Raw genomic sequence first — 16,525 nt, 5'->3', positions numbered from 1 at the left:
CGGGCTACTGGCGCTCCGCGGCCCGCAGCCGGTAGGCGTACGTGTACGTGCGTCCCGCGTGCAGCAGGTACGGCTCCAGCGGCGGGGCGCCCCACGAGTCGTTGCCGCCTACGCCCATCTGCCGGTGGTTGACGCCGAGGACGGTCTCCGCCCGCCGCCTCACCTCGTGCGGGTGGCGCGGCCCGTCCAGGTCGAACGGCGTGTGGTGCAGGGCGCTGATCTCCAGGAACGGTTCGCCGTCGGCGGGGTCGGCCAGCACCGTGAGGCCCTGCCCCGACCGGTCGGCGACCGTGCACCGCCGTACGTCGGTCATGTTGCCGGTCTGCTGCGGCCGGACGTACGGGGCGACCTGGTCGTCCACGGTGGAGCGGTAACGGCCCACGAACGCGGCGGAGTTGCGGTCCCGGTAGTTCTCGTGCGGCCCGCGCCCGTACCAGTCGAGCCGTTCGTGCCCGGCGGGCACGGCCAGCAGGACCCCCACCAGGGGCAGGTCGGGCAGGCCCGCCGGTGCCTTCAGGGTGTGCCGCACCCGGACCTCGCCGTCGCCGCGCACGGTGAACACGGTGTGCCAGTCGCAGGGGTGCGGGGAGGTCGGCAGCGTGGCGCTCACCTCGACGGTGACCTCGCCGGGAGCGGTCCTGGCCGCCCGGACCCCGGTGATCTCCGCCTTGGCGCCCGCGTCGCGCCAGGTCGCGGCCTGTTTCTGGTAGCCGCGGCCGATGTCGTTGTCGGTGGGGGCGCGCCAGAAGTTCGGCACGGGCCCGCCGGTGAGCAGCGGCCGCCCCTTCACCTCGTACGAGGAGAGGGTGCCGGTCGCCTTGGAGAGGACGGCCTCGACGTGCCGGCCGGTGACCCGCACCTCCTTGTCGTCCTCGGCCAGTTCGAGGCGGGGCAGGGAGCCGGGTGCCGGGTCGGCGGGCGCCGGCGCGTGCCAGTCGAGGGCGAGCTGTCCGGCGGCGACGGTGTGCCCGGCCGGGGCCCAACCGGTCTCCTTCCGCAGCACGAGGGCGAGGTTCAGCCAGTACTCGGCGCCGGGTTCGGGACGCGCGGGCTTCCGGTAGGGGACGCGCAGGGTCCCCGAGGCGCCGGGGGCCACCCGCGGCGCCTCCAGCGTCCCGTGCTGGATCTCCTCGCCGTCGCGGGTCACGGCCCACCGCAGCTCGTACGCGTCCAGGCCGCTGAAGAGGTGCTTGTTGCCGATCCGCACGGAACCGGAGCCGAGGTCGGCCGCGGTGAAGGACGCCGGTTGGTAGACCTTCTTGATCTCCTGGAGTCCGGGGTGGAGGGCGCGGGTCGAGGCGACGAGGCCGTTGCAGCTGAAGTTGGAGTCGGTGGGGTAGCCGGGCGTCCAGTCGCCGCCGTACGACAGGTAGGAGTGCCGCCGGTCGCCGGGTATGGGGCGCCGGATGTTCTGGTCGACCCAGTCCCAGACGAAGCCGCCGTGCAGGTTCGGGTACTTCTCGAAGATCTCCCAGTACTCCGGCAGGTTGCCGTTGCTGTTGCCCATGGCGTGCGTGTACTCGCAGAGCATGAACGGCTTGGACGCGCCCGACCTGCCGTACTTCTCGACGTCGGCGGGCTTGGTGTACATCTCGCTGTGCACGTCGGCGACGGAGTTCATGCCCTCGTAGTGCACGGGACGCGAGTCGTCGCGTGCGTGCACCCAGTCCGCCATGGCCTTGAAGGTGTTGCCCTGGCCCGCCTCGTTGCCGAGCGACCAGACGATCACGCTCGGGTGGTTCTTGTCCCGCTCGACCATCGACCGCAGCCGGTCCACGCAGGCGTCCGTCCACTCGGGCAGCGACCCGGGCAGGCGGTCGCGCACGCCGTGCGTCTCCAGGTTCGTCTCGTCGACGACATACAGGCCGTACTCGTCGCAGAGGTCCAGCCAGTGCGGGTGGTTGGGGTAGTGCGAGGTGCGGACGGCGTTGATGTTGTGCCGCTTCATGAGCAGGACGTCCTGGAGCATCACCGACTCGGGGACGGCCTGCCCGTGGTCGGGGTGAGACTCGTGGCGGTTGGTGCCGCGCAGCATCACGGGCCGGCCGTTGACGGTGAACTTCCCGGGCCCGACGTCCACTTGACGGAAGCCGACCCGCGTCCGGTGCACCTCCAGGGTCTTGCCGGAGCCGTCCCGCAGGGTGACGACGAGGGTGTAGAGGTGCGGCTGTTCGGCGGACCAGAGCGCCGGTCTCCTGACGGTGGTCTTCAGGGTGAGGGGCCGGTCGGGCTCGGACTCACCGGTCAGTCCGGCGCCGGGCACGGGCCGCCCCTCGGCGTCGTGCAGCACCGCGTCGATCCGGAGCCCGCCCGCGCCGCCGCTGCCTCCGGCGTCGCGTACGACGGTCGTCACGGACAGGACGGCGTCCCGGAACTCCGCGTCCAGGTCGGTCCGCACCCCGAGGTCGTGCACGTGCGTGCCGGGCACCGAGTACACGTACACGTCCCGGAAGATCCCGGACAGGTCGATCATGTCCTGGTCCTCGAGCCAGCTGCCGTCGGACCAGCGGTAGACCTCCACGGCGAGGGTGTTGCCGCCCGGCCGCAGCCGCTCGGTGATGTCGAACTCGGCGGGCGTGTAGCTGTCCTCGCTGTACCCGACCTTCTCGCCGTTGACCCAGACGAAGAAGGCGGACTTCACGCCCTGGAAGGAGAGCAGCGTGCGGCGTCCGTGCCAGCCGCGCGGCACGGTGAAGGGGCGGCGGTAGGAGCCGACGGGGTTGAACTCCTTGGGCACGTCGGGGAAGTCGGGCTGCTCGTACCCCTCCCACGGATACCGGATGTTGAGGTAGATCGGGTGCTCGTACCCCTCGATCTCCCAGTTGGAGGGCACAGTGATCCGGTCCCAGCCGCTCACGTCGTACGCGTCGGCCTCGAAGCCGGTCGGCCGCTGTCCGGGGTTGCGGGCCCAGTGGAAGGCCCAACGCCCGTTCAGGGAGCGGTAGTAGGGGGACTTCGTGAGGTCGCCGCGCAGCGCGTCGGCGGTGGAGGCATACGGGATGAGGCGGGTGCGGGCGGGTTCTCTGTTGACCTGGAAGACGCGGGGGTCGGCGTCCCACTCGGGCGCCCTGGCCGCGCCGCGGGGTCCTACGCCGCTCGCGGCGAAGGCCTGCTTCTGCGCGGCGAAGGCGGCCCAGCCCGCGAGCGCGGTACCGGAGGCGAGGAAGGACCGGCGGCTCGGACGGCTCATACGGCAACTCCGAACGTAAGGCAACAAGAACCATCAGCATCCGACGCACTCGCTCAGCGCGCAAGAGGCCCGCGCTCAACGGGAGTTGAGCCGGGCCCCGCTACCCACCCGCTTCCGCACTCACCGTCCCCGCCCGCACAGCTCCCGCTCGGCCCGCACCGGGTCGTTGGGGAAGCGGAACGAGGTGCGCGCCACCGCCCCGGTCAGATTGCGCCAGAACCGGCCCGCCGTCATCGGCGCCCGCGTGGCCTCCCGCAGCTCCGCGAGCGGCCCGCACCGCAGCGCCCGGCGCGCGGCGCCGACCCGCGCCGGATCGAGCCCCAGCGCCGCGGCGCCCCGCGCCGTGCCGCGGTCGGCGACCACCCACTCGTCCGGCAGCCGCTTGTCGTGGCCGACCCGGCCGGGGAGCGGCTCGGAGTGGGCGGCGAGCGGATAGGCCAGCCCGATCGGGTCGAGCGCGGCTCCGCGCAGCGGGACGACGGTGCCGTTGAGGCCGAGGACGTTGTAGACGCCGGTGACCGACGGCGCACGGGCGGGCGTCGGCGTCCAGGCGAGCAGCAGGGTGGGGTGGCCCAAGCGCGCCGCCCCGCGCACCGCGCGCACATAGTCGGCGTTGCCGCGGGAGTCGGAGAAGTCGTGGTGGAGGGGGTGCCGGTCGCCGTTCTGCTGGACGTACACGCCGCGTTCGTCGGCGATCCCGTCCGGCCCGATCTTCCCCTCGTACGGGATGCGCAGCAGGCTCGCGCACACCACCGCCCAGACGCCGACCGCCACGGCGGCGACGGACCACACCCGGGTGACGGGCACGAGGAAGACGGGCAGCAGCATCAGGAGCAGTCCGGGCAGGAACATCCGCCCGTGCATGAAGTCGCCGCCCACCTTGATGACGTACGCCCAGCACAGCACCCCGGCGACCAAGGGCGCGGCCACCGGAACGCTCACCCGGAACCGCCCCTGGGCCAGGGCGCACGCCCCCACCACAAGCAGCGGCAACCACAGCGCGTACGGCCCGGCGAAGTCCCCGAGGTAGCCGAACCCGCGCCCCCACAGGCTGCGCGACGCCTCCTTGGTGACGCCGGGCAGCGGCACCAGATGCCCGTAGTAGCCCATGCGGAAGATCTCGTACGCGACGGGCAGCGCCCCCGCGGCACCGGCCCCCGCGAGCGCCCCGCGCCACGACGGCCGCGCCATGACCCACTGCCCGGCGAGGAACACCGCGGAGACCAGGGCGAGGTCGGGCCGCACGAGCGGGCCGAGCCCCAGGACGGCGCAGGTCAGCGGCGACCGGGGCCGCGCGAGGAGCGCGAGCCAGGCCCCGGCGATCCAGCAGGTGGCGAGCCCCGTCTCCAGGCCGGACGTGGCGAAGTCCCACACCGGCGGCAGCGCGAGCAGCACCAGCGCCCCGCACGGCACGAGGAGACGGTCCCCGCCCCACATCCGCAGCGCCCCGGCCCCGGCGAGCGCGAACCCGGCGACGGTGAACAGCAGCCCCCCGTACATCGCCACCGTCGCGACGTCGAACCCCGGTGCCCCGCCCACCACGAGCAGCCATTGCCACAGCGTGCCGGTGGACGACTCGGCACGCTCGCCGGCGTTGAAGACGGGCCCGTTCCCCGCCAGCACCTGCCGGACGGTCCGCACGTAGATGTGCCCGTCGTCGGACATCCACCGCCGCTGGAACCCGGCGAAGGCGATGACGAGGGCGGGCAGCAGACAGGCGGCGACGCGGGCCCGCCCCGGCCCGGACCTGCCGTCGGGGCGGGTACCGACGGCAGCCTCCGGCTCACGGACGACAGAGGAGTACGTAGACGTCATGACCGCTACATCGGCGCAGGTCAGTCAGGCCTTGAATCGTGCTGCCGCACCGAGGAGCGCCGGCGCGGGTGGGGGCTCGGGCCTCGCGGGTGGGAGTGAGGGCTCAGGCCTTCGGGATGTCGAAGTAGCGGGTGAGCCCGGCCGCGAGGGCGACATCGCCCGCGATCTTCACCTTGCGCGTCAGGAAGAGCGAGACGGGGCTCGCGTTGCCGGAGACCAGTCTGAGGAACTCGGGGTCGGCCATGGTGAGCGTGAGCCGCGGCTCGGCGTCCGAGCGCCCCTCGCGCACGGCGCAGCCGCCGTCGGCGATCTCCGTCTCGTACACGGCGTCCTCGTTGCCGTCGCTGCCCGTGATCTTCCAGCGGATCAGGGCCTTCAGCGAACCGGCGGCAGCCGGCTTGAACTGCCGCTCCATGCGGCCGAAGACCTCGTCGAGCACGCGGGTGCGCAGCGCGCCGTCGCGGGCGATCGCCGCGATCTCCCGGTTCGAGAGCCCCTTCACGAGCCGGGCGAACTCCTCGGGTGTCACGTCGGCGAAGTCGAGGTCGGCGATCCTGCTGATGTCGTCCGCCACGGCGATCTCCTTACTCTACAGTAAACTTACTAAAGAGTAAGGTAGGTCGGAACCGGGAGGCTGACAAGGGTGGGCGACATGTCCGAGGGTGGGACCGCGCCGCGCAGGCGCAGGGTCCCGCGCCCCGAGCGCGAGCGGCAGATCGTCGACGTGGCGGTAGGGGTCTTCGCCAAGCGTGGCTACCACGGCGCCTCGGTGGACGAGATCGCCGAACTCGCCGGAATCTCCAAGCCGATGGTGTATCTGTACCTCGAATCCAAGGAGGGTCTCTTCCTCGCCTGCCTGCGCCGAGAGGCCGACCGGCTGGTCGGCGCCTTCCAGGACGCGGCGACGGCGAGCGGGCCGACCCCCGAACTGCGCCTGCATGCAGGGCTGCTCGCCTTCTTCACCTTCGTCGCCGAACACCGCGACAGCTGGGTGGTGCTGCACCGCCAGGCCTCCGAGCTGAGCGAGACGATCGCGGCGGCCGTCGCCGGGGCGCGCCGCGCGGTGATGGCCGAGGTGGCGGGGCTGGTGTGGGCGGGCATCACGGACAGCGGCCCGGAGGCGCAACTCTCCGCCGAGGACGCGGACTTCGTGGCGCACGCGCTGGTCGGCGCGGCGGACTCGCTGACCGACTGGATGGCCCTGCACCCCGGCCAGTCGCCGCAGGGGATGACCCATCGCCTCATGAACATGGTGTGGGTGGGCATGGGCCGCGTCCTGCGCGGAGAGGTCTGGAGCCCCACGCCGACGGAGTGAGCCGCCCGCCCCTCTCGCCTCCTTCCGGCCCCTCCCGTCTTCTCGCCCCCCTCGCTGCCGCAGTCTCCTCCCGCCCGACCCATTGAATTTTCCTTACGGGTCGGTAAGTTGACGCATGAGTAAGTACGCGCCGATCGCCTGCACATCAGCTGGGAACGGGAAGCCGGGGAGCCGTCATGGGCGTACGCAAGGATCTGAAAAGAGCACAGCGCCACAGTCACCTGGCCGAGCGCGCCGAGGTCGAACTCATCAGGGACGAGCGCGGCACCGTACGGGAGGCCCGCACCGCCCCGCTCGTCGCCCGGCCCACCACCGGCAGCATCGCCGACATCCCCTTCACCAACGCCGCCGAGGCCCCCGACGCGGTCGTCCTGCGCCGCAAGGAGGGCGGACAGTGGCGGCCCGTCACGGCCGCCGCCTTCGCGCGCGAAGTGACCGAGGCGGCACGGGGGTTGATCGCCGACGGCCTCGAACCCGGCGGGCGGGTCGCGCTGATGGCACGCACCCGCTACGAATGGGCGGTCCTGGACTTCGCCATCTGGGCGGCGGGCGGCCAGACCGTGCCCGTCTACGCGACCTCGTCGGTGGAACAGATCGAGTGGATCGTCCGCGACTCCGGCGCCCGCCTCTTCATCGCGGAGACCGCCCAGAACGCGGCGAGCGCCGAGGAGGCCGTCGCCGCCCACGCCGACCCGCCCCGCATCCGCCATCTGGACGGCGGCGCGATGGCCGAACTGGCCGCGCTCGGCCGGGACGTGCCCGACGAGGCGGTGACCAAGCGGCGGACCGCGCTCACCCCGGACTCCGTCGCGACCCTCTGCTACACCTCGGGCACCACGGGACGCCCCAAGGGGTGTGTCCTCACCCACGGCAACCTCCACGCCGAGGCGGCGAACACCGTCGACCTGCTCCACCCCATCTTCAAGGAGATCACCGGACAGGTCGCCTCCACGCTCCTCTTCCTGCCGCTCGCCCACATCCTCGGCCGCACCCTCCAGATCGCCTGCCTGCTCGCCCGCATCGAGCTCGGCCACTGCCCCGGCCTGAAACCCGACGAACTCCGCCCGGAACTGCGGGCGTTCAGGCCGACCTTCCTCGTCGGTGTCCCGTACCTCTTCGAGAAGATCCACGACACCGGCCGGGCGACCGCCGAGAAGATCGGCCGCGCCGCCTCCTTCGACCGCGCGGAGCGGATCGCGGTGCGCTTCGGCGAGGCGTACCTGAACAAGTTCCTGGACAAGAAGGGCCCCGGCCCCTCCCTCGGCCTCTACGCCGGCTGGGCGCTCTACGAACTCCTCGTCTACCGCCGCATCCGCAAGGAGGTCGGCGGCCGGCTGCGCTACGCGATCAGCGGCGGCTCACCCCTCGACCGCGACCTCAACCTCTTCTTCTACGCCGCCGGAATCATCATCTACGAGGGGTACGGCCTGACCGAGACCTCCGCCGCCGCCACCATCACCCCGCCGCTCCGGCCGCGCCCCGGCACGGTCGGACTGCCGGTGCCGGGCACCGCCGTGCGCATCGCCGACGACGGGGAGGTGCTGATCAAGGGCGGCATCGTCTTCGGCTCGTACTGGAACAACCCGGCCGCGACGGACGCGGTGCTCACCGGCGGCTGGTTCGCCACCGGTGACCTCGGCGTGCTGGACGCCGACGGCTATCTCACCATCACCGGCCGGAAGAAGGACATCATCGTCACCTCCGGCGGCAAGAACGTCTCGCCGGCCGTCCTGGAGGACCGGCTGCGCAGCCGCGCGCCGGTCGGGCAGTGCATCGTGGTGGGGGACAACCGCTCGTACGTCGCCGCGCTGGTCACCCTGGATCCCGAGGCCGTGCGGCACTGGCTGGCCGTGCGGAAACGCCCCGAGGACACCCCGCTCGCGGAACTCGCCCGTGACCCGGAGATGCTCGCCGAGGTCCAGAAGGCCGTGGACCACGCCAACGCGGCGGTCTCCAGGGCCGAGTCGATCCGCAGATTCGCCGTCGTCGGCGGCGAGTTCACGGAGGAGAACGGCCTCCTCACCCCCTCCCTCAAGATCAAGCGACACGCGGTGAGCGCGGCCTACGCGGCGGAGATCGAGGCGCTGTACGGGGGATGAGCGGGGACCTGGCCGGGCTGGGCGGGGATCCGGGACCAAAGTCCCGTCTTCGGTCTCATTCACATCACCCTGCCCGGTGGCCGGGGCTCCCACTTCTACACCTGTGTAAAAGTATCCGTCGGCATCCCGGGCGGGGATCCTCTTCGAGGGCCCGGGGTGCTTTCGCATGCACCTGCACAGGGAGGGACCCATGAAGAAGAACACCCGGACGGCGCGGGGCGCGGCCTGCGGTTTCATCGCGACGGTGACGGCGGTGGCCGTCCTCGGCGCGGCATCCCCCGCGGCCCTCGCCGCGCCGGCCCCGTCCGACGCCGAACGGGCGGCCGCCGTGGTCGAGAAGGCGACCGGGACCGCCGACCTCACGACGCTCGACGGCCACCGGGGCAGCGGCCGGGCGGACGAGGGGAAGGTGACGGTCACCGCACCCGCGCGGGCCGACGGCGACGTACGCATCGACGCCCCCAACGCGGACGTCTCGCTCGGCGTCCCGCGGGCCGGGGGCGCCCGGGGCGTGGCGGCCGGCGCGGGCACGGTGGTCTACCCGGACGCCGCACCCTCGACCGACATCGCCGTGCAGCCCACGGCGGACGGCGCGGCCCGCACGCTGGTGACGCTCAAGGACCGCAAGGCCCCGACCACGCACGACTTCTCGCTGACGCTCCCCGACCGGGCCCGGCTCGTGCCGGACGGCCGGGACGGGTACCTGATCGCCAGGAGCCACGGCGAGGACACCGAGGTTCTCGGCGCCATCGACGCCCCGTGGGCCAAGGACTCCGACGGCAGGCCGGTGCCCACGCGGTACCGGCTCGACGGCCACAGGCTGACGCAGACGGTCGAGGTCGCCGACGACACCGCGTTCCCGGTGGTGGCGGACCCGAAGGTCTCGCTCGGCTGGTCCATCTACCTCCGCTTCAGCAAGAAGGAGGTGAAGGACATGGCCAAGACGCCCATGTACCACTTCGCGGCCACGGCCACGGTGATGGCCTGCGCCAAGATCCCGAACGCGGTCGCCGCGGCCGGCTGCGGCGCCGCGCTGACCGCCCAGGCGAGCTCCCTGCGCGGCCAGATGCAGGACGCCGCCAAGGCCAACCAGTGCGTGGAGTGGAAGGTCAGCTACGTGGGCGTCATCACCAACTGGAAGCGCTACAAGTGCTGATCGGGGGCCACCCGCGGAATGTCAAGCACCCGACGAACGTGAACGACCCGAGGAACCCCCGGTGAACGACCCAAGGAACCCCCGGATGAGCGTGAAGAAGGACCTCCTCGTCCTCACCGTCACCTACCTGGCACTCGTGGCCCTCGCCTGGGCCGTGCTGAGCTGGGAGACCGCCCGCTGGATGCTCTTGCTCCTGCCGGCCCTGATCGCGGGCCGCGTGGTGGCGCTCCGCGGCCGGACCCGGCGCGAGTAGCCGCACCCCTCCCCAGCCCCGCCCGTCACCAGCCGGTCACCAATAGGTGGTTGACCAGGAGCGCGACGGCGGCCTGGGCGGCGAGCCAGGGGCGGGGCCGGGGGAGGAACGCACAGGCCGGGAGCAGCCACATCGCGAACGGCAGCCAGATCCGCTCCGTCTCGGCCTTGCTCATCCCGGACAGATCGGCGGCCAACAGGGCGAGCAGCGCAGTGAGGGTGAGCAGGGCGAGGCGCGGCCCGGCGGTGGGGTCGAGCGCCGGGCCTGGGCCTGGGCCTGGTGCGGGGCGAGGGGCGCTGCCTTGGACGAGGACGTTCCGGCGCCCCCGGACAAGCGTCCCCCCGGCCCGGCGCAGTCCCGCCGCCGTCGCGAGGCCCACGACGAGTACCGTGCACGCGAGGTTCGCCCACACCCAGTACCCGTACGGCCGGATGCCGCCCGCGCCCTGGTAGTAGCGCTCGACCAGCAGCCGGTACGCCTCCCACCAGTCGAAGCCCGCGAGCGTGAACGCGAGGGGGACGACGGCGAGTCCGGCGAGCAGCGGGGGCAGAACCCTCAGCCGCTCCCTGATCCCGGTGCCGCCCAGGAACAGCACGCCTGCCCCGATGAGCGCGAACAGTGTGAGCCCGTACGAGAGGTAGCAGGTCAGGCCGTAGAGCAGGCCGGAGGCCGCCGCGGTGAGCGGGCGCCGGCGCCCGCGGCCCGGCAGGGCGAGTGCCAGCAGGGCCACGGCCCAGGCGGCGACCGCGGCGAAGTACCCGTCCGCCGACGTGCCCATCCACACGGCCGCGGGCGCGAGGGCCAGGAAGGGCGCCGCCCGCCGCGCCGGCTCCTCACCGGCCAGCGCCCGCACCGTCACCAGGACGGCGACGCACGCCGTGGCACCGACGGTGATGCACCAGGCCCCCGCCCAGGCCCCGCCGCCCAGACCGGCCCGGTCGAGCAGGACGAACGTGAGCGTCGCGCCCGGCGGATGCCCGGCGACGTGCGCGGGCCAGTGGTCCGGGGAGTCGATCAGGATGTGCCGGGTGAAGTCCCGCAGGGTGCCGTGGATGTCGTCGAAACGGCTGATGACCTGGACGTACTCGTACTTGGTGGTGAGGCGGCGGGCCACGCCCCGGTCCCAGCCGTCGATCAGCGCGAGCGCCCATACAACTGCCCCAGCCCATGCATTCGTCCCTGCCCCCGATAGACATGCAACCCTTGCGTTACGCGAAACCCGTCAAGAGGGCCCGCGCACGCCAACACGTGCAGCGGCACGTCAGCCGCATTCATAGCCCCAGCCCCAGTCCCAGCCGAAGTGACACGTCAGGCGCCGCGCGCCGCCGACGTATCGGACCAGCCCAGCGGGTGCAGTTCGGGTCCGTCCGTGGCGGGCGCGGGCGGTTCGCCGCCCGCGTCGTTGAACGCGGTCAGGGCCTCGACGAGTGACGCGCGCTGCTGCGGCGCGAGGCGCTCGACGATCGCGGCTATCTCGGCGCGGCGCCGGGCGGTCACGGCGGCGACGGTGCGCCGGCCTTCGTCGGTGAGACGGAGCAGGGTTTCGCGCCGGTTGTCGGGGTTGATCCTCCGGTCGGCGAGCCCGGTGGTGATCAGCCGGTCCACCATCCGCATCGCGGTGGAGGGCGCGACGTGGAGGAGCTCGGCCAGCGCCACCAGTTTGGTCTCGCCCCGACTGGAGAGGACCACCAGCATCCGGAACTGGGGAAGCGTCACCCTGCCCTCGACCTCGGCTAGGGACCGGGCGGACAGCGCGACCAGAAGCCGCGACGCGGTCAGCACCGCACCCGTCACCGCGTCGACATCATCCACGCCCGCACCTGGGGCCACACGCTCGACCATGCACCTCTCCACCGTCCGCCGTTCCCGTCGCGGCCACCACACCGCTCCGGCCCCTTATGCCCCCGAAGCGGCGGATCAGTAGAGGAGAGGGCGGAGCAGAGAGGGCGCGCACGGCCACACACAGCGGCACGCGGGAGGGAGTTGACGGGGGCTCAAATATTGTCCCGTCCCGTGGTTGCGGCGATACAGTCCGGCGAGGTCGGATCGGTGATCCGAGGAACGGACCGGCGCTTCGAGGACCGGACCGGTAGCCGAGGACCGGAGCGATGACCGGGCCGGTGATCAAGGGAGTCCCAGGGGAGGGGCCGACGTGCTGGAGATCGTGGCGCTGAGCGCGCTGACCGCATTTCTCACGGCAGCGGGAAACGGCGCGGCGGGCGAGATGGGCAAGCAACTGCTCCTGTCCACCGGTGCGCTGGCGAGACGGACCCTGGGCCGGGAGACGCCACGGCCCACGGACCCGGAGGGCTGGCAGACGCTGGCCGACCAGATGCACGCGAGGCTGGGCGACGACCCCCGCCGGGCCGGCGAGTGGGCCGTACTCATCCGAAGCCTCCCGGACCAGGCCGCAGCCCTGTCGACGACTCTCTCCGCGGCCCTCCCCGCCCTCCCCACGACGCTTGGCACGGCGCTCGGCACGGTCGGTGGACTCCCGCCCGCGCCAAGGGACTTCACCAACCGCCAGCAGGTACTGAAACAGCTCAAGCGGGAGGCGACCCGCCCCGCCGCAGGCCGGCCGCGCGTCGCCCTGCTCCACGGCCCGCCCGGCATCGGGACGACGGCGGTGGCGCTGCACCTCGGTGCCGCGCTCTACACCCGGTTCCCTGACGGCCGGTTCTACGTCGACCTGCGAGAGGCGTCGGAGGGGCACGGTCCGGGCCCGGCCACCGTTCTGTCGCGCCTGCTGCGGCAGATGGGCGTCGCACCGGAGCGGATCCCGTCCACCGCCGCCGAGCGCGAACAGCTCTACCGCAGGCTCACCGAGGGCCGCAGGGCCCTGGTGGTCGTCGACCACGCGTCGTCGGTCGCCCAGGTCCGCGGCCTGGTCCCGGCCACGCCCGACGTATTCCTGCTGGTCGTCGTCTCCGGCCGGCCCTTCGCGCTGGAGGCGGAACGCGTCCCGGTTCCTCCGTTGAGCGACCGTTACGCGGTGCAGATGATGAGGAAGGTGGCGGGGCAGGAGAAGATCGCGCGGGCCAAGGCCAGGATGCCGCAGGTCCTCGAAGAGTGCGCGGGCAACGCCTTCGCCCTGAAGGCCGAGGCCCTGAGCCTGCTCACCGAGGAGCCCGCCCGTGACCCGGACCCGCACGGAAATCCCCCGCAGCCCCACACCCACGTACGTAACCCCGTACGCGACACCGCCCGGAACGCCTGCGACCGGCTCCGCCCGGAGACGGCGCGGCTCGTCCGGCTGACGGCACTGGGCGGCTGGCCCGCCATCGACGCCCGCCTCGCCGCGGCGGCCGCGGACGTGACGTACGAGGAAGCGGACCGGATGCTCATGGAGGCGGCAGACGCCCAACTCCTGGACCCCGAAACCGCCCCCGCCCCCGCTCCCAGCGGCACATCGACCCCCGACGACCACTACCGCTACCGCTTCCGTCCCGAAGTCCGGCGCGCCCTGGCCGACATGGCGGCCCAAGAGCACGGCATCGCGGAGTGTTCCGCCACCGTGCGGCGCGTACTCGACGCCCTGCTGAACCGCGCCCTGCACGCGGCACACGCCGTCCTGCCCCAGAGCTGGCGCACCGAACCCGCTCCGAGCGAGGGAGAGCCGTGCCGCGGCGAGGCGGCGGGCGTGGCGGTCCTGGCGGCGGAGGTGGGCAATCTGGTCCGCGCGGTGTCCGTGGCCGAGGAGTACGGGCACACGGAGATCGCGCTGCGGCTGGCCCGGGCACTGTGGCCGCTCCAGTTGAAGGCCGGGTACTGGGACGAGGTGCTGCCCGCACTGCGCGTCGCGGCCCGGTGCGCCGACGAACACCGGCCGCATTCCCGCGAGGCCGGGGCGCTGCACTTCCAACTCGGCCACTGCCTGGGCGAACTCGCGCAGTGGGAGGAGGCCGACCGGGCCGCGCTCGCCGCCGTCGAGAGCGAGCGCGCGGCCGGTCACGTGCGGGGCGAGGCGTCGGCCGTCGAGCTGCTGGGTCTGCTGAAGCTGTACGACTGGCGGTACGAGTCGGCGTACGAGCGGTTCGTCGAGGCCGAGCGCATCTACCGGCGGATCACACCCGGCCAGGAAGGGGCGGCCGACCTCGCACGCGCCCTCGCCCTCGTCGAACGTCACCAGGGCCGTGCCCTGCGCGGCATGGGGAGAACGGCCGAGGCGGAGCAACTCCTGCAATCCGCGGCGGACTTCTTCGAGCGCGAGGGGGAGCCGTACAACCGGGCGCGAGCGCTCACCGACCTGGCCGAGACCCTCCACGAGGCGGGCCGGAACGCCGAGGCCCTGCCGACGATCACCCAGGCCGAACGCCTGCTCACGCCGGCAGCGACCCCACACCTGCAATACCTCGCCGGCCTCCGCCGACGCTGCGAGGAAGCCAATTAACCGGCCCCCTCACCCCCCTCACCCTCCTCAACCACCCACTCCACATTCACCGGGTGGACGCCGCCGGCCGTGCGCACCCGGAGCGTGATGCCCGCGGGCGGCACGGTGCCGCCGGCCGTCAGCCACGCATGCAGCGACGACGCATACGCCGCCGGATCGACATCCGCTCCAGGCCCCGCGGAGAGCCGCAGCAACCCGTGCCCCCGGCTGTGCGCGACGCAGCCGTCCGGGCCGGTCACGTACGCCGCGACCGAGCAGTGCGGATGCCGGTCCAGGACCTCGGCCGCCCAGATGTACGGGCCGCCCAGGCGAGGGTCGTCGGCGGGCCCGTCGCGCACGATCACGTCGGCCAGCTCGAGACCGCGCGGGTCGCGGGTCTCCTCGTGCACGGCGAGGTGTACGTAGCCGTCGGCAGCGGCGCCGCCGTCATAGGGGTGTTCGGTGGACCGCTCGATCGCGACCTCAGTGCCCCGCACACGCGTGAGGACGAGCAGCGGCGCCGTACGCCGTGGCGGGTCGTACGGAGGCAGGGGGAGGGGTTCGAGGAGAGCGGGGCCGGCGGGCTCGGGAAGGTCCATCAGCGCGTAGAAATGGCGCCGCAAGAGCACCGCGGAGCCGCCCGGATCAGAGGTCACGAACTCGGCGGGCCCCACGTCCCCGGCCCCAACCCCAGGAGCCCTACGTCCCGCCGACAACCCCTCCACCTGCCCACGCAGAGACCCCCGGGGATCGAGCCGGGGCGCACCCCGTACGAACGCGGCCAGAGGCGACTCGGGGTCCAGCCGGTCCTGCCCGGCGGCCGCAAGCAGCACGGGCACCCCGAGGGCGTACGCGTAGTAGGACACGGCACCGAAATCGCCGACCACGGCGTCGGCGGCGAGCAGGGCCTGCCGCCAGGCATGCGCGGGGTCGATCAGGGTCAGGCCGCTGCGGAGCGCCTGGTCGAGCCAGGCACGGATCTGCCCGGGCCCGTGCCCGTACCAGATGTTCGGGTGCAGCACGGCGGCCAGCCGGTAGTCGTCCGCGGGCAACTCGGCGGTGAGCCGCGGGAGAAGCCCCGGCAGCACGTCATCACCGCCCCCGTCGCCGAAGAGCCCTTCCGGATTCCAGGTGGAGTTCAGTACGACGAGACGCTGACCCCGCCGGACGCCCAGGGCACGCCGGAACCGGTCGCGGTACGGGCGCGCGGCGAGCATCCGGTCGAAGCAGGGGTCGCCCGCGAGTACGGCCGCGTCCACGGCCTCCGGACAGGCGCGACGCAACCGCTCCAACTGCTCGGGGTGTGAGAAGACGAGGCCGTCCACGTACGGCTTGCCACCCGAGAGAAGCCACTCCGCCGACAACCCGAACGTCGGCTCCCGGCTCCCGGCTCCCGGCTCCCGGCTCCCGGCTCCCGGCTCCCGGCTCCCGGCTCCCGGCTCCCGGCTCCCGGCTCCCGGCTCCCGGCTCCGCCAGCTTTTTAGTATATCCGGCCCCATGCGAAATAACACACAATTTGCCCTGAAGGGAGGCGATTTGACCGCCGAAGCTGGCGGAGATCGCAAGGTCCACGGGTGTCGACAGGGCCTGCTCCCAGGGCAGTACGGGAAGGCCCAGACCGGCGAGAAGTTCGCCGACCCCGTCCTGGAAGACGGAGGACCCGGTCGACGTGACGAGCAGCTGGACCCGGAAGTCGCCGTGGAAGAGCGGCAGCACGTCCAGCAGGCGGCCGGCGGAGGTGGCGTTGTGGATCACCAGGAGGACCCGCCGCTGGGCTGTACGGCTGACCCAGCGCTCGGACCGGTGGCCGACCGGCACGCGTATCGGCAGGGGTTCCGCTGCCCGCACCTTGCCCCTCCCGAGAGTGTCCGACGCCACCGCGCGATCACCTTAACCGCGCGACCACACCACTCCCGCCCCCGCATCCCGATCCTTATGCCGCCTCAACGCGGCACTCGCTAATCTCCCGACCACCGACAGAGAGCAGGGCTCTCAAGCGACTCCGCGTGAGTCTCCGAGAGCCCGCGAGAAGCCCTCAGGAAGCCTCAGGAACAGCCCTCAGGAACCCAAAAAGGACCCTCCCAAAGGGAGGGCCGAAGCCTGCGCTGACCCTTGCGGGCGAAAGCGCCCCCGGCAGGACTCGAACCTGCGGCCAAGCGCTTAGAAGGCGCCTGCTCTATCCACTGAGCTACGGGGGCCGGGTGTGGCCGTTGGCACGGGGCCCGGAGGTGGGGGAGATCCGTGACCTTGCCGGGGACAAGGATAGGGCTCCCGGGTCCCTGCCCCTGGTGCTTCGCCTACGCGCCGTGATGTGGAGGTTCGGTGAAG

10 protein-coding genes, 1 tRNA gene and 1 pseudogene are annotated in these 16,525 nt (G+C 72.5%); 5 read left to right on the top strand and 7 right to left on the bottom strand.

Going from position 1 to position 16,525, the window contains the following annotated elements; all coding sequences use genetic code 11:
- Positions 1–4: 4 nt before the first annotated feature.
- The 3 genes from lacZ to ACZ7DY_RS12970 all read right to left on the bottom strand — a co-directional run bounded on the left by lacZ (position 5) and on the right by ACZ7DY_RS12970 (position 5,579).
- Positions 5–3,190, bottom strand: a complete 3,186-nt coding sequence (gene lacZ / locus ACZ7DY_RS12980; protein ID WP_471133790.1) for a beta-galactosidase, LacZ type — start codon at positions 3,188–3,190, stop codon at positions 5–7.
- A 120-nt stretch (positions 3,191–3,310) separates the two neighbouring features.
- Complete coding sequence (locus ACZ7DY_RS12975) at positions 3,311–5,005, bottom strand: arabinofuranosyltransferase AftB family protein (protein ID WP_471133788.1); 1,695 nt, start codon at positions 5,003–5,005, stop codon at positions 3,311–3,313.
- Positions 5,006–5,108: 103 nt separating this feature from the next.
- On the bottom strand, positions 5,109–5,579 hold the full coding sequence (locus ACZ7DY_RS12970) for an SCP2 sterol-binding domain-containing protein (RefSeq protein WP_471133785.1): 471 nt from the start codon (positions 5,577–5,579) through the stop codon (positions 5,109–5,111).
- 78 nt (positions 5,580–5,657) lie between these two features.
- Between ACZ7DY_RS12970 and ACZ7DY_RS12965 the strand changes: the two genes are divergently transcribed.
- The 4 genes from ACZ7DY_RS12965 to ACZ7DY_RS12950 all read left to right on the top strand — a co-directional run bounded on the left by ACZ7DY_RS12965 (position 5,658) and on the right by ACZ7DY_RS12950 (position 9,828).
- The gene (locus ACZ7DY_RS12965; protein WP_471133782.1) at positions 5,658–6,320 is read left to right on the top strand and encodes a TetR/AcrR family transcriptional regulator; all 663 of its coding nucleotides are present in this window, start codon (positions 5,658–5,660) and stop codon (positions 6,318–6,320) included.
- A 176-nt stretch (positions 6,321–6,496) separates the two neighbouring features.
- Positions 6,497–8,419, top strand: a complete 1,923-nt coding sequence (locus ACZ7DY_RS12960) for an AMP-dependent synthetase/ligase (RefSeq protein ID WP_471133779.1) — start codon at positions 6,497–6,499, stop codon at positions 8,417–8,419.
- A gap of 190 nt (positions 8,420–8,609) precedes the next feature.
- A complete protein-coding gene (locus ACZ7DY_RS12955; protein WP_471133777.1) occupies positions 8,610–9,575 on the top strand; it encodes a hypothetical protein in 966 nt (321 codons plus the stop codon).
- Positions 9,576–9,660: 85 nt separating this feature from the next.
- On the top strand, positions 9,661–9,828 hold the full coding sequence (locus ACZ7DY_RS12950; protein WP_471133774.1) for a hypothetical protein: 168 nt from the start codon (positions 9,661–9,663) through the stop codon (positions 9,826–9,828).
- Positions 9,829–9,853: 25 nt separating this feature from the next.
- Here the strand turns inward: ACZ7DY_RS12950 and ACZ7DY_RS12945 are convergent.
- Both ACZ7DY_RS12945 and ACZ7DY_RS12940 read right to left on the bottom strand, forming a co-directional pair.
- Positions 9,854–10,999, bottom strand: a pseudogene (locus ACZ7DY_RS12945) (hypothetical protein); the annotation flags it as partial.
- Positions 11,000–11,136: 137 nt separating this feature from the next.
- A complete protein-coding gene (locus ACZ7DY_RS12940; protein ID WP_471133771.1) occupies positions 11,137–11,670 on the bottom strand; it encodes a MarR family winged helix-turn-helix transcriptional regulator in 534 nt (177 codons plus the stop codon).
- A gap of 310 nt (positions 11,671–11,980) precedes the next feature.
- Here ACZ7DY_RS12940 and ACZ7DY_RS12935 point away from each other — a divergent pair, with 310 nt between their 5' ends.
- A complete protein-coding gene (locus ACZ7DY_RS12935; RefSeq protein WP_471133769.1) occupies positions 11,981–14,218 on the top strand; it encodes a tetratricopeptide repeat protein in 2,238 nt (745 codons plus the stop codon).
- Here ACZ7DY_RS12935 and ACZ7DY_RS12930 read toward each other — a convergent pair.
- Positions 14,215–15,522: a hypothetical protein gene (locus ACZ7DY_RS12930; protein WP_471133767.1), complete on the bottom strand. Its 1,308-nt coding sequence runs from the start codon at positions 15,520–15,522 to the stop codon at positions 14,215–14,217. The two genes, ACZ7DY_RS12935 and ACZ7DY_RS12930, sit on opposite strands and share 4 nt — an antisense overlap.
- 800 nt (positions 15,523–16,322) lie before the next feature.
- Positions 16,323–16,395, bottom strand: a tRNA-Arg gene (locus tag ACZ7DY_RS12925).
- Positions 16,396–16,525 lie beyond the last annotated feature (130 nt).

The sequence above is a fragment of the Streptomyces sp. NPDC037013 genome (assembly GCF_055607265.1).
Note: the sequence above shows the minus strand (reverse complement) of the source record. Positions and strands in the feature narration are given on the sequence as shown.